Source organism: Dyadobacter sp. 32 (genome assembly GCF_902506755.1).
GTDB lineage: Bacteria > Bacteroidota > Bacteroidia > Cytophagales > Spirosomataceae > Dyadobacter.
The window spans coordinates 4,947,473-4,962,420 of the sequence record NZ_LR735258.1; the positions used below are offsets into that span (position 1 = coordinate 4,947,473).

Genomic DNA, 14,948 nt, shown 5'->3' on the forward strand with positions numbered 1-14,948 from the left:
GGTTAACTTCCAACTGTTTAGCCAAAAAATGTATCCTGATCTTGTCCCATCAACACGACTAAGATGAAAAAAATATTCATTCTTGTAGTAGGCACATTCTCAATCTTTGGTTGCTGGCCGGAAATTTTTAAGGACAGGAACGGAAAGTTTCTTTCCGACGTGGTACCGTTGGATGACTTCAACTCCGCATTTGACGACTATAATTCGGATTTGCCGAAAAACAAGAGTGGTCGGATTTCGTTTACTTTTTCCTCTAAAAGGGAAAAAAAGATTTATTTTAATCTGGTTAGTTTTGAGGCTCAGTTTTCGTACGGAAAGAGGCTAGGGCTAAATACGTTCAGGAACGGCGAAACCGGCGCATTCTTCACTGACTACGATTGGCCTGGAGAATTTCTTTCCAAGGTCAATGGGAATTTTAACGTGCTAGGCCCAAAGACCGTTTCCCTTCGCGATGATTTTCAGTCATTTGGAGATAGTCCGAAAGGCTCAGCGGTGTTTTATGCAGATGATTCAGGTGGGGACCTGGACATTAAATATGTCCGAAAAACCGAAGCTGGAATTGAAGAACCGGTCAGTTTCGATTTGCTCAATTCGACAAAAGATGATGGGTATCCTTCTTTTTCCTGGCTGGGGGACAAAATCTATTTCTCTTCCAACAGGGAAGGGAATTTTGATATTTATGAAGTTTCCATTCCTCGTGGGCAGAATGAACGCATTACGCTTGAGAGTCTTGTAACACCCAAAGAATATCAAATTAGAAAAGTAGAAGAACTGTCGGGCCTTTTTGACGATAGGTGCCCGTACATCTACGGACATACGATGGTTTTTGTTTCGGACCGCCCGGGAGGCAAGGGAGGGAGTGATATATACTATTCGACGCTTGAAAATAATAAGTGGTCGGTGCCAGTAAATGCCGGGAGCAGGATTAACACATCCTATAACGAGTATAGGCCCATTCTGCCAGATTTGGTTAATTTTAACTATAACCTGATGATATTCTCGTCCGACCGGCCCGGCGGAAAAGGAGGGTTTGACTTGTATATGACAGGACTAAATGATAAATTTAAGTAATATGTTGATTCAATACCTTTTCGCAGCGCGACGACCTGTATGCGTATTTACCAGTTTGTTCTTCCCAATTTAATCTATTTCTGTATTATCAGAAGTCAGTTTTTGATTTGCAAAGTCATTTCTCGAATAAATTCCACTTCCTAAGGAGGATATAGTATAATCATTCTACTTTTATTATTCCTGAATATAATCCTGCGCTTGATGAAATCCAGTTTTGCAGTTGAATCCTTAGAAATGGTGATCTCCGGCATAAATGCTGGCATTTGGGAGTGGGACTTCGCCAGCGACAAGCAGGTATGGTCGGATCATTTTTACGAACTGTTGAATTATAAGCCAGGCGAAATTCTTCCGGGTTACTCGTCTTTCACTGACATTCTTCTTCACCCGGATGACAGGGCCGTGGTAAGCCAGGCCATGGAAGACCAACTGAAAAATAAGGTTCCTTACAAAGTGGAGGTTCGGTTAAAAACCAAAACGAATGGTTTCCGTTATTTTCAATGCAGTGGTAATGTGAAATTCGAGGACGACAGGCCGGTGTGGATGATGGGTGCCATTCAGGATGTGCACGATCAGGTGATGCTGAAAGAGGCGCTGATCAATAGTGAGAACCTTTTGAAAGAGGCCAGCCAAATGGCCCGGCTTGGGATGTGGGAACTGGACCCTTCAACCATGAAAATGAAATGGTCATCCGAGATATATCAAATTCACGAAATTGAGGAAAGTGAAGTGCCGGCAGTGCCGGATGCATTGGCATTCTATAAGCCCTGGGCCCGTCCATTGATACGGGAGGCATTTGAAAAGGCATTGCAGAAGGGAATTCCATTTGACGTGACCCTGGCTATAAAATCGGCTAAGGGAAATGACAGGTGGGTACGTATCATTGGTAAGACCGGGATCGAGAATGGAAAACCAGCCAAGCTGCACGGAATCTTTCAGGATCTCACGGAAAGCAAGCAGGTAGAGGAAAAGTTAAGAGTAATATTTGAGTATTCCACAGATGCACATTTACTCTTTGATGAAAGCGGCATTATTGATTGTAACCGTGCAGCGGTGGAAATGTTGCGCTGTAAAGACAAAGCAGAGTTATTATCTATTCATCCGGCCAGATTCTCGCCTGAATTTCAGCCTGATGGGAAGAGGTCGTTAGACAAATCCATTGAGATGGACCGCCTTGCTTTTGAGCATGGATATCATCAGTTTGAGTGGATTCACCGAAAGTTGGATGGCGAAGAGTTTCCTGTAGAGGTAACACTTAATCCGGTTCAGTTTAATAATAAAAAAGTATTACTGGTGGTGTGGCACGACATTACCAAGAGGAAACTTGCTGAAGAGGTAATCCGTCGTAATGAGGCAATGCTGGCCGAATCGCAGCAACTCACGCACAGCGGCAGCTGGGAAATAGACCTGGCTACCGGGCAGAACTTTTGGTCAAAAGAGACATTCAGGATATTTGGGCTTGAACCAAACGGGTTCGGACCGGATACTGATACCTACTCTTCGATGATTCATCCTGAGGATAGGGAACTTTACAGAATGCACATCAAATATGCAATACAGAACCTAACTCCGGCCAATTTTGACCTCCGGATCATACTACCTGATGGCAGGATGAAATTTATCAATGCAATTGGTAAGCCATTTATCGATCACACGGGTAATGTCACCAAGCTCTATGGTGCTATCATGGACATTGATGAGCGCAAGAAAGCGGAGAAGGAACTGATCGATGCCAAAGAGCAGGCGGAAATGGCTGCTGTGGCCAAATCGCAATTTTTATCCACCATGAGTCATGAGATAAGGACGCCGATGAACGCAGTGATTGGTTTTACCAATTTGTTGTTGCAGCAAAATCCCAAGCCTGAACAGATGGAATATCTGAACATACTGAAATATTCTGCGGAAAACCTACTGGTTCTCATCAATGACATTCTTGATTTTAGTAAAATAGAAGCGGGTAAGATCGAGTTTGAGCAAGTTGATTTTAATATTCTTACCCTGCTGGAAAATATCCGTTTTGGTATTCTCCAGAAGGCTCAGGAAAAAGGAATTCAGCTTAAACTGATGGTGGATAGCGATTTGAATATTTCCGTGCTGGGAGATCCGGTAAGGTTGGGCCAAATACTAACCAACCTGATAAGTAATGCAGTTAAGTTTACCAAGGAAGGGAAGGTGATCGTTTCGGCATCGGTGGTGAAGCAAGAAGCCACTTTTGTATCGATACTTTTCGAAATAACGGATACGGGGATCGGGATCGCAGCTGACAAGCTGGAAAATATATTTGACAGCTTCACGCAGGGAAGTTCTGATACTACCCGAAAATATGGTGGGTCAGGTCTTGGACTTACCATCACAAAAAGACTTCTTGAACTTCAGAACAGCACCATTCAGGTACGGAGTGAGCCCGGCAAAGGGTCGGTTTTTTATTTCACTATGAATTTTAATAACAGTAAAGAACAACTGGAGTACCCTGCTTCAAGAGCCGTTTTGCCAAGCATGGGCAGCCTCAAAGGCGCCTATATTCTTATCGCCGAGGATAATGCGCTGAATATTGTTTTGATGAAAAATTTTATGAAACAATGGGACGTAAATTTCGATATAGCCGAAAATGGCCTGTTGGCGTACGAACTTGTTCAAAAAAACAATTATGACCTTGTCCTGATGGATTTGCAAATGCCGGAAATGGACGGCTACCAGGCTACCACAGAAATCAGGAAACTGCCTGGAAGTAAATATGCCGACCTCCCGATTATCGCTCTCACAGCATCGGCAATGTTGGACATTAAGGATATGGCTTTTGCTGTGGGGATGAATGACTACATCAGTAAACCATTCAACCCCAATGATCTTTATTCCAAAATTGCCGCACACCGTAGAGTCAAAAGGGACTAGGCTCAGGGAAGAATGCCTACTCGACTTTTAATTTTCCCCCTCCGGAATAGCTTCGGTACTCACCCTGGTACATGGCATCCGCCGCGACCGGACCCGTTGTGAAAGTCCCTTTGGATACGACCCTTACCTGATAGTAAAATGATTTCTCAAGCTTGTCGGCACTTGTGAAAAAGTGAATCCGGTCATCCCGCATGTCCAGGTATTCCGGGATTCCTGCGTTGGTTATCCATGGCATATCACGGGGTTCTGTGATGCGTGGGTTCTCTATCTCAAATCCGGCAGGCAGCAGGTCCGTAACCACCACGTTGTCAACAAAAACGCCATTGGTGCTGGATAGCGTTAATTTGACTACAATAAGGTCATTTTGATGAAGTTGCTCAATTGCTTTTCCATCTCTTGTCAGGAATTCACGTCTGACGCGTAACCCCTGATCTTCCTCCACATAAGATCCCGTTGCCGACATCCCTTCCGATTGTGCAAACCAGTAAAGGCCGCCTTTACCCGTGGTGGAAATGGATAGTTTTTGATTGGCAATCCCTTGTGCCAGTTTTAGCTCTTTTCCACCAAATGTGCCTATATTCTTGCCATTTATCGCCACAGAAGCTGTTACTGTCGAACCAGAGGTTTTTTTCGCGATTTTACCCAAAGCCAGTACCGTAAACGCTGCCTCCTGGGTATTGAGATAAGAAGCAGACTGGATCGCTTTGGATAGTTGTCTTGCGATGGGAGCGATTTGAGCATTGTCCGGGTCGGTCTCCAAAAGGGTGTTCAACACCAGCGCCATGTTTCTTAAGGGAGATGAATAGCTATCGTCGAATGCCTGAGAGCCGCTTTCTATAGTGTAACTTTTTGGCAAGAGAGCAGTGAAACTCCTGGTGTCTCCAACCAGCCTGAAAGCACCAGCCAGCAGATATTTCGTATCGGTGGTCAGCAATTGCGGATTCTGTTTATAATAATTCATGGACGCTCGGTTGGGCTGACCGGTAAGTGCCAGCACATAAAGGGCGTAAATGGCTTCACGACGTGCAACGATTTTCCTTACCTGACTGCCCGACGAAGGCTCTGATCCATAGGCCAGTCCATTTCCGGTACTGGCAAGAATCACTTCTCTGGTCGCAGTGGTGCGTGTTTTGGTCGTGAGATAATCCGTAGCTTTGCTGAGCGTGGATGCATTTATTTCGAAGCCTGCACGGCGCGCTTCCTCCAGAAAATGAACTGCATAAGCAGTGGTCCACCAGTCCTCCTGGCTCGATCCGGGCCACATGGCCATACCGCCATTGAATAATTGCAGCGACTCAATCTTTCTGATAGCCTGCTGCACATTCGTTACAGGATTAAAATCACTTGCTCCATTCCGGACAAGATACACGGGAGTAGCCATTGCTTTCGTAAGATCCGCAAAATAGAGCTGTGGGAATGCTTTGGAAACGGATTGTTCCAGGCACCCAAATGGATATCCAAGCAGGGTTGAAAGCGCCTTCCCGCCCCCTTGCACCAAAGGAGACCGGCTCAATACTACCTGGCTCCGACGGGTCGACGGGATAAAGGCTGTCGTAAGATCAATCATCCCCGATTGTCCGCCGGCGATTACGCCTGAGCTACTGGTTTTGAGCAGGGGGGATGCGGGCCGCACAGTGATGTCGGTTTCCTGGGAGAAGGTTTCACCGAAAGCTCCGACTTTGACACTGATCTTACCTGTACCGATGGATTGCAACGCTTTTATGGAAAATACGGCTACCGCTTCTCTTCCGGCAGGAATGGTAATTTTCTGTTGGAGCGGTAGGTCGCCGTTAGCTAGCGGGCCATTTAATTGAAGTGAAACCGTAGCGTTTGCAGGCTTATTTTCTGTATTGCTGATGTTGACAGGTAGCGTCAATTCATCACCTGGACTCAGGAATCGCGGTAAGCCGGCACTGATCACAACCGGATCGGCCACTTTCATGTTTTTTGTTGCGGAGCCAAATGCATCGTCCTTGTAGGCAACGGCCATCACCCTTAAGTCCCCGCTGAATTGTGGAAGGGCTATGTCATAAGAGATTTCGCCGCTACTGTTTGCTTCCAAAACCCCACTCCAGAAAGTAACCAGTTTGGTACGGCCATTGCTGAGTGGATTGATTCTTTTTTCCAGGTCATACCCATCACCACCAAAACTCGAAGCACCTGAAATACTTAACTCTGGGAAAAGAAGTGCATATAAATCATGACTGGTAACTTCCAATGCCCTTTTTTGATAGAAGAAGCCATGAATGTCAGGTGTTTTCGAATTTTTGATTTGTAAAATACCTTCGTCTACCACGGCTAGCGTTACCTGCGCGTTAGGCGCTGTTTTGATCCTGATCGTTTGTTTTACTTTAGATCTGGATTTTTCAACGGCGGTGATACGTACCTGTAGTTTACGGTCCGGATCTTCTACCAGAACGGGTACGAAGCCGTGAGCAACAGTCAGCGGCATGTCAGAAGCGTCCAGCGGCCGGATCAGTGTAGCCGTGACGTACACATTGGGCAGGTGCTCTTCCTTTAAGTTGATTTTTATTTCAGCCGCCTTTTTTTCAGTGGTTATGACCTGTTGTTCCAGGACGTTGTTTCTTTCAACGGTGACCAGTAGCCTGCCGTCAAAAGGTGTTTTGAAAAGTATACGGGCGGTTTCGCCGGTTTGATATCTTTCCTTATCCGTTTCCATCAGAACACGGCCTTCATTACTCACCTCAAAGGACGAATACTGCGTATATCCATATCCATAAGCGTAGAAATTAGCAACAGAATAGTGCAGTGCATCGGGACGGCGTACCCGCACTTCATATTCACCTGATACCGTAGGTACATATTGGAAGGATCCGCGACCGCTCCCAAGTGTTACCAGATTGGAATAAACAATCTTTTCATTTTTGCGGGAGGTATACCGGAGCTGCTCATTCTTTTTTTCAACAACCGTCTGGTATTCCAGCCTCACCACTTCTACTTTGGCAATTGATTTTTGAAGTACACCTTTGCTATTCACGCCGATGATATCTGCCGGAACCGGCGCATTCACACCTACATAGGAATCGGGTAAACGTATTCCAAACAAAACGGGTTGGGTGAATACATCGAATCGCTGAAGCCTGTTAACGAGTCTGCCATTTTCGTCAAAAACAGTGACATATATTTTTCCTTCCAGTACACCGATGTCTTTCAATCCTGCTGCCAGCGAAAAGCGCTCCGTGGCCTGGCCACGTTCGTTGGTGACACCTTGTCTCCTTTCCTTTTCAAATGCGGTTTCGGCTGGAATATCGAAAGTATACTCAGGGAAATCTTTGGCAAAAAATCCTTTGCGTTTCAGCTGGGATTCCATCTCGTAAGTGCGATTTGCTGCTGGTGGCCCGAACAGGTTAAATGCAGTGACCGTTAGCGCAACTGTACCGCCGGATACGTATTCTTTTGCTGCGCCGCTCAAATCAACTTTAATGCGGTCGGGCATAAATTCTTCAACACTCACCGGTTGCGAAGCGAGCATAACGTCATTGGCATTGTACACCTCCATGGTGTAAGTGCCGGTGAGTACCGCGGCATCAAGTGCAACTTCAATGGACACTGCACCATGCTTGTCGGTGCTTTTTCGCCAGGTGCGGTATTCCCGTCCATTGGGCGTCACAAGACGTAACTTAATAGGCACTTCGCCAGCGGCTTTCCAATTTTTTTCGCGCAGTACCGTATTGAAGTACATGGTTTCTCCGGGCCTGTAAATATCCCTTTGCCCATAGAGAAATGCCTGCAATCCGGACACGTTATCCCGAAGGCCTTCCACTTCAAAACGAGAGGTTTCAACCCGCGTATCCTCAAGTAACAGGTAGTTAAAGTCTTCTTTAAGCATTGCGGTAAGCATAGCGATTCTGAAACCTGGCGCCAGCTCCGAAAGCTTTTCGACATGAGCCACACCTTTGTTGTCTGTTGTTGCCGTATGTACCGACTGGTTATTGCTGCTCACAAGGGTGATCTCCACATCGGCAAGCGGTTCGTTGGTTTTGATAGAATTAGCAAACACCCATATGTCGTTCTGGCTCTGTTTCACAATCAGTCCGATGTCCGAAATGGAGACCAGTTTGGTAGCGCCCATGTAGGCTTCGTCCTTTGAGTTGACCGAAACCAGATAGATTCCCTTTCGGGCGTTATCATCCGGGAGGGCAATATTCAGCGCTGCAATGCCTTTGTTACGGGGGAGATTTTCGGTTTCTACAGTCTTATCTACAATGAGATCACTGAAATTGCTCTCTGTATCATCGCTGTATTGATAAGTACCAGACGGCTTCCATTCGTCACCCACCTGTTCGTAATCCTCGTAGCGGCTGTTGCGCACGTAGCTCAGAATGTTGTTGGCGTATAGTTTGGCAATACGCACCTGCACTTTTGGTACGTTTACAATCTGAACGCCCATGTTGCGTGAACCTTTCGGAGTCATGTACAAGGCCTTCTTGTTAGCGAATGAAATCGCCGCAGGCATTTTTCCGAAAAAGAGATCCCTGGAAGTTTCGTCTTCAAGCTCAGGACCAAGAATACCTTTCAGAGAAGTTTTTAGTAAAAGTGCATAGGTATCGGTTTCATTAAAGTCTGCACGGATGATAAATCCGTTTTCGGTGGCTTCCGTCTTGGCCGAAAGAGCCGGGTTCAGCGTATATCCGCTGTCGATGCTACCTGGGCTGAGTTCCTGCGTGGTAATGATTCGGGTAAATGCCGCGTTATTTTCGAATCCTGTTTTGATATCAATCACCTCCAGATGCAGCGGCGAAGGCAAACTTGTGGAGCGCGAAAGGATATCCTGTGAAACGTAGGAAGTGTTTTGTGCCTGAATACCTTTTGCAATTTCTACAGCAACCGGGATGGGATTCTGATCTGCCTTTCCGGTGTTATCAAGAGCGACTGTGATGGATCTTTCTTCGGAAGAGGGCAAAACGCGATAATCTGTCGATTGGCCGGCTAGCTTAATTCTGAGTCTTTCGGCAACGTTTTGCGCGTTGACGGGGTAGTTGAAACGTAGTCGTAAACGCGCTTCCTGCCTGCCGCTTTCTTTGGACAAGGTCCACCAGCTCTCTGTTTCGATCAACTGCAAATAGGGTGTGTGAAACTCAAGGAGTTCAGTGGAAACAGCGTATTTTTTTTCTTTTTCAACGGCTCGCAGCAGCAAATCTGTCAGTTTTGCCTTGTAAGCTGTTGCCGAACCAAAACCACCAACTGGAGAAAAAATCAGCTCATTGGGAGCAGACCATTTGAACTTTCCTTTCACTGCGGGTTCGAATCTGATGTATTGGGTAGAGTCCCAACTATTCAACTGGCTTTCGGAAACCAGGTCCTTGTTAAAGGTGAATACCAGATTCTGCGACTGGCTTATTTCCTCCGTAAAATTAGTGCCTGCAATTCGGATTTCATTGAATGTGGAGCAACTGTAAAGTAGGGTACAAAACGTAAACAGTAAGCATGTTTTACTGAGGGGATATTTTTTCATCAGTCAGGGATGTTGGAATTCGACAATTTTTTGAACGCAGCAATGTATGCGTATATCATGATCATTTGTTCATGTTTATTGTTTCAAAAGGTACAAATAATTTGGATGATAGGTTATGGAATTTCCATTTCCACTGAGCGTACGGCCTGCAAATTTTCCAAAGGTAGTGTTGATTGTTACTGCGACTCGATTTTAATTGGACTTGTTTTAAATAAGGTGCTATATTTGCACGGTTACAATAGCAATAGAGGCCGTGTCAATGCCGGAACATCCAACAACTACCGACCCCCTGCGTATCGACGCGAGCTCTTTCAAGCAGATTTATCTGGCACACTGGGAGAAGGTGTATGCTGTTTGTTACAACAACATTCGGGAATCGGAAGCTGCGAAAGGCATGGTTCAGGAGATTTTTAAGTCACTTTGGGAAAGGAAAGACGATTTGGAAATTACAACCTCGGTGGAACGCTATCTGCTCCGTTCCGCTAAATTCAAAGTTTTTGAGTTCCTACGGAACAGCCAGTCCCGAAAAGTACATACGGAACATGCACTCGCTAACTATTGCAACGCTGCTCATTGCACAGAAAATGAGGTAATGTTCAATAGCTTGAAGAGCAAAGTGGACAATCTTGTGGACACATTGCCATGTCAGTGCCGAAACGTGTATAAAATGAGCCGCGAACAAGGCCTCACCAATAAGGAAATAGCATCCGCTTTACTCATCTCCGAAAGGGCCGTGGAATACCACATCACCAGAGCCCTGACGACACTGAGGAATAACCTCTCAGAGTACAATCAATAGTTTTTGTTTAATCCCTTTACGGTGAATGCTTATTTGTGCTACTTTTACCAAAGGAACACTGGAATTTTTTCATTTCACAGTATCAATGAAGATCAGCAAAAAGCTAATTGAAAAATATCATGATGGCAGATGCTCTGCTGAAGAGAAACAGGCAGTGGAAAGCTGGTTGCTTAGCGACGAGGCTAGCGATCAATTGATGCTTCCCGAAGAGATTAAGCTGCTGCACAACGAGCAAATGTGGAATGAAATAGCGGGTGTGCTTCCTGGTGATGAGAGAAAAAATGAAAAACCTTTCCGGGTAACTCACGCATTGCCCCTCTGGCGAAAGGCTGTGGCAGCAGCGGTTATCTTTGCTATGTTTGGACTTGGTTTTTATGCATTCAAACAGTCTTCCGGACCGGCAGAGATCATTGTAATGAATAACGCTTCGGCGACAATTAACAAAGAACTGAACGGAAATGAATACACCATTTCTATAGGCCCCAAAAGTAACATAGAGATTAACAGCCAGACAGGCATAATCGATTTTTGTGGGGCGGTGATGATCAATCCGAAAAGAGATATTGAGTTGACTATACAGGGTACGTGCCCCACAGCCACCGATAGAAGTGAAAAAATGAAGCTCAAAAAAGGCCTGAATTATATCGCTCTGAATTACGGAGGTACCGAAAGTGAAGTGATTGTTGTGGAGGAAGGCTCTATGATGGGTTTACCACCCATGGTTATGAAGCAGCTTCTGAACCAGTTTGAAATATAATGCGTCCTGATGAATTGTAAAATCTACAAGTTTATTTTTGCGCTCATTGTAGTTGGTTTAGCAGGTTGTTCTCAGGAAAATGCGCGGCAGGTAATCTCAAAAAACGCTAAATACAGTATTTACACCATGATGAAGGATGGTAGTGAATTCATCCTTCAAACCGATTCAATTACTTCTGGTGCTGTAAATCCCGCGAAGCAAGGTATAAAAGTAAATCCAGGCAGGCTATTCTATGACCTGATCGTTCGCGACGGGAAATATTACCGTGTAGACTGGAAAACAAATACCTTTATCAAATACCAGATTGAAAATAATAAGTTTGCTAAAAAAATGGAACTGCCTTTGGATGGGATTTCCAGTGTAGAGAATTATAATTGGATCAGCAAGGATTCCTTATTGATAATAGGGTATGACGAGCGTAAGCAAAAGGTTCGATATGCGCAAATCCAGGTGGCTGAAATGAAGGCCACTCAGGGAGAAATGGAGATTCCTGCTCCATCTGGTATATATAATTCAATGTCGGTCGGTTTCTCCAGATTTGTGAATGACGCGTTATTAATTGGATATACCTATCACACAACCAATCTGAATAGCTACACCACTAGTGATACGATTTATTTAGAAAGGCTGAGTTACCCGGGAATGAAATCATTGGGAAGGTCAAAAGATACCCGCTCAGCCTATCCGGCAGGCCCGAATACAAGGCAATCGCATTCATTTACGGACGAAAAAGGAGATTTCTATTTCATAGCCTGCCCTGGTATCGCCTCCGGAAATAATGCTGATAAGCCTACAGGAATATTTCGGATCAAAAAATCGGAAAAGGTCATTGATCCCGGGTATTTCTTCAATATTTCGGCATCGAAGATCCAAAACCACGGATACGGATTTTGGTATGCTGGAAATGGAAAAGCAATTGTGCGTACCGAAAGAAAGGGCGTCTTCAAGGGCATGAGTGATCACTGGAAAGTACCTCATTTTGATTTTTACGTAATTGACCTTGAAAGTAAATCTACAATCCGTCTCGATCTGCCGCTGGATAAAGGCACGGCAAGGCAATGTGTTCTGGTTGAAAAGGGTGTGGTTTATATCACCATCAATTCGGACGTGGCCGGAAGCTGTATCTGGCAGTACAACCCCAAAACGGGCGTTTTAAAGAAGGGGCTGAAATTGGATGACAAAGTCGATTATGTTTTAAGGCTGGAGAGGTTGAATTGATATTCACAAATTTTCAATCCGGGTGTTTCTTTGTCCCGGCCTCCCTGTCGATCCTTTTTGAACTCTGATCCAGATATTCATTTGGAGCCATAACCGCAGCCCACCTGTTCTTGCATCATGTTGTTCTCCTTAATCACTGCGGGCTAGCCATCGTTCCAAACTATACCCATTTCAAGAGTCACGATTTTTTTACTTTTTTTTCTACCCGAACCTTCGGGAAAGCTTCTATTGCGCTACTAAGGATGTAAGACAGACTCAGGAACAAACGGGCGACCGCTTCCGGGGGCAAAATTTATTTATATCCATACAATGCGATTCAATCAATATTCTTTTTGTATTCTCTTCACGATGTTCTTTATCACAACATTAGTGGTAGAAGCACAAACTCCCCCAGCGTTATCCGGGCACATAAAAACAGAGCTGGGGGAAACAATCCCCGGGGCATCCGTATTAGTCAGGAACACTTCGATAGGCACCACAACGGACTCAGATGGCTCTTTCGCGATCCCGGATTTGAAACCAGGAAACTATATCATTGAGATCAGTGCTGTGGGTTTTCAGAAGGTCTCTGAAACGGTTTCAATCAAGACAGGGGAGCCGGTAAAGTTAAGTTTTAGTCTAAAGGAGAATCAGACGAATCTCCTGGAGGTACAGGTTTATGGAAAGACAGAAACCCAGGTAATTAAAGAACAGGCATTTGCAGTAAATGCGATTGAAACGAAGCAATACGCGAATACAACGGCTGACTTAAATCAGGTGCTCAACAGGAGTGCCGGTGTACGTATTCGTGAACAGGGTGGCCTTGGGAGCAACTTTAACTTTTCGATCAATGGACTTTCGGGTAAGGCTGTCAAATACTTTATAGACGGTGTTCCAATGGAAATCCTGGGCAGCTCTATGTCTTTGAACAATATTCCGGTCAACCTGGCCGAACGTGTGGAGGTGTATAAGGGTGTAGTTCCGGTACAGCTCGGATCCGACGCGATGGGTGGGGCAGTGAATGTAATTACGAGCCAAAAACAAACTAATTATCTGGATATCAGCCATAGTTATGGGTCGTTTAATACACACCGTTCTGCGTTTACCGGACAGTATGTGCATAAACAAACAGGCATCACAGTAAAAGGGACTGCTTTTTACAATTACTCGGACAATAATTATAAAATGAGAGGCGTGGAGATCCTGGAAGGGGGGAAACGAAATGGCGACCAGATTACTGACCTTTCCGGAGCACAATTTATACTCACTGACACGCGCAGGTTCCACGACCAGTTCCAGTCTGCTATGGGGCAATTGGAAGTAGGCATTAATAATAAAAAATGGGCCGACGTCCTTTATGCAGGATTTGGTTACACGGCCGGACACCAGGATCTGCAAACGGGCTTTGAGCAGACCATTGTTTACGGAAAAGTGAACCGAGAAAGTAAGGCATTGAGTGGTACCCTACGCTACAAAAAGAACAATCTATTCGTCCAGGGACTGGACCTCAGCCTTTTTGCATCGTTGTCAAAAGATTCATTTGTAACGGCCGATACACTCTTACGGCAGTATTATTGGGATGGATCCTGGACTGCCAAGGGGGCCACCGAAATGGGCTCCATCAAAACGCTCTCCCACATCATCAGGCCGAGAAAGTTTGTCAGAGCCAATCTGAGCTACTCCTTCAACGAGAATCACTCATTCAATATCAATTACATCATTGACAATCTCAAAAACGAGAGTTTCAATGCGTTACACGTTCAAAATGATGATATGCCTGGTATCATGAACAAACAGATTTTGGGTGCTGCTTACCAGCAGGAATTTTTCAGCAAAAAATTGGTCAATACTTTTTTTGCAAAATATTACAGACTTGCTCTTGAAAGGAAAAAGTACGTGGATCAGGACTACCGTGTATTCAGCACCAAATTCAATAATTATGGATATGGAATTGCATCCAGATACAAACTTCTACCTGATTTGGGTATAAAAATGTCCCTCGAACATGCCTACCGCTTACAGGAGGTTGAAGAGGTATTTGGCGACGGACTCAACGTTCAGGCCAATCCCGACCTGAAACCTGAAAGTAGTGACAATGTCAATCTGGGCGCTTATTACGGTATTCGATTTAACAAACACAAGTTTTTTATTGAGGGCTCCGGATTCTATCGTAACGCCGTCGATTTCATTTATCCCGTTCCTGACCAGCGGTCGAAGGCCTTGAAAAACGAAAACAAATCGAGTGTACGTGTTACCGGTTTTGAAGCAGAATTCCGGTACGACTATGCCGATCTGCTCGCTTTCAACGTCAATACCACCTATCAGAGTGCTGTGAATATGACCAAATTTGGCAACACGGTATCAACTACTTATGAGGCAACTTATAAAAACAAGATCCCCAATCAACCCTGGATGTTTGGTAATGCTAATCTGAGCATTGGTAAAAACAATGTCTTTGGGAAGGACACGCGCCTCCAATTCAGCTGGTACACGCAGTATGTGCACTGGTTCTACCTCACATGGGAAGCGTTTGGCAACGTAAACGGAAAATCTACCATTCCTGATCAGTTAATCCATAATGCATCGCTAAGCTATTCATTCAAAAACGGTCGGTACAACGTCTCGGGCGAATGCCGGAATCTCACCGACGATCTGGCCTTCGACAATTTCCGGCTTCAAAAGCCGGGGCGTTCATTTTCTCTGAAACTCAGGTATTTTTTAAAATAGATCAATTCGAAAATTAAAATTCTTTAAACAAA

7 protein-coding genes are annotated in these 14,948 nt (G+C 44.9%); 6 read left to right on the plus strand and 1 reads right to left on the minus strand.

Features of this window, described 5'->3' with window-relative positions:
* Positions 1 to 63 precede the first annotated feature (63 nt).
* On the plus strand, positions 64 to 1,071 hold the full coding sequence (locus DYADSP32_RS20245) for a TolB family protein (RefSeq protein ID WP_414617921.1): 1,008 nt from the start codon (positions 64 to 66) through the stop codon (positions 1,069 to 1,071).
* A 201-nt stretch (positions 1,072 to 1,272) separates the two neighbouring features.
* The gene (locus DYADSP32_RS20250; protein ID WP_414617922.1) at positions 1,273 to 3,960 is read left to right on the plus strand and encodes a PAS domain-containing protein; all 2,688 of its coding nucleotides are present in this window, start codon (positions 1,273 to 1,275) and stop codon (positions 3,958 to 3,960) included.
* Between the two features lie 16 nt (positions 3,961 to 3,976).
* Here DYADSP32_RS20250 and DYADSP32_RS20255 read toward each other — a convergent pair whose 3' ends face one another.
* A complete protein-coding gene (locus DYADSP32_RS20255; RefSeq protein ID WP_149241060.1) occupies positions 3,977 to 9,436 on the minus strand; it encodes an alpha-2-macroglobulin family protein in 5,460 nt (1,819 codons plus the stop codon).
* Positions 9,437 to 9,695: 259 nt separating this feature from the next.
* Here DYADSP32_RS20255 and DYADSP32_RS20260 point away from each other — a divergent pair, with 259 nt between their 5' ends.
* The 4 genes from DYADSP32_RS20260 to DYADSP32_RS20275 all read left to right on the plus strand — a co-directional run bounded on the left by DYADSP32_RS20260 (position 9,696) and on the right by DYADSP32_RS20275 (position 14,916).
* Positions 9,696 to 10,235 (plus strand): RNA polymerase sigma-70 factor, encoded by a 540-nt coding sequence (locus tag DYADSP32_RS20260; protein ID WP_149241059.1) that lies wholly within the window; start codon positions 9,696 to 9,698, stop codon positions 10,233 to 10,235.
* A 25-nt stretch (positions 10,236 to 10,260) separates the two neighbouring features.
* Entirely contained in the window at positions 10,261 to 10,992 is a 732-nt protein-coding gene (locus DYADSP32_RS20265) for a hypothetical protein (protein WP_414617923.1), read from the plus strand.
* Positions 10,993 to 11,001: 9 nt separating this feature from the next.
* The gene (locus DYADSP32_RS20270; RefSeq protein WP_149241057.1) at positions 11,002 to 12,210 is read left to right on the plus strand and encodes a DUF4374 domain-containing protein; all 1,209 of its coding nucleotides are present in this window, start codon (positions 11,002 to 11,004) and stop codon (positions 12,208 to 12,210) included.
* 309 nt (positions 12,211 to 12,519) lie between these two features.
* Positions 12,520 to 14,916, plus strand: coding sequence for a TonB-dependent receptor (locus DYADSP32_RS20275; RefSeq protein ID WP_149241056.1), 2,397 nt, complete (start codon positions 12,520 to 12,522; stop codon positions 14,914 to 14,916).
* Positions 14,917 to 14,948: the final 32 nt, after the last annotated feature.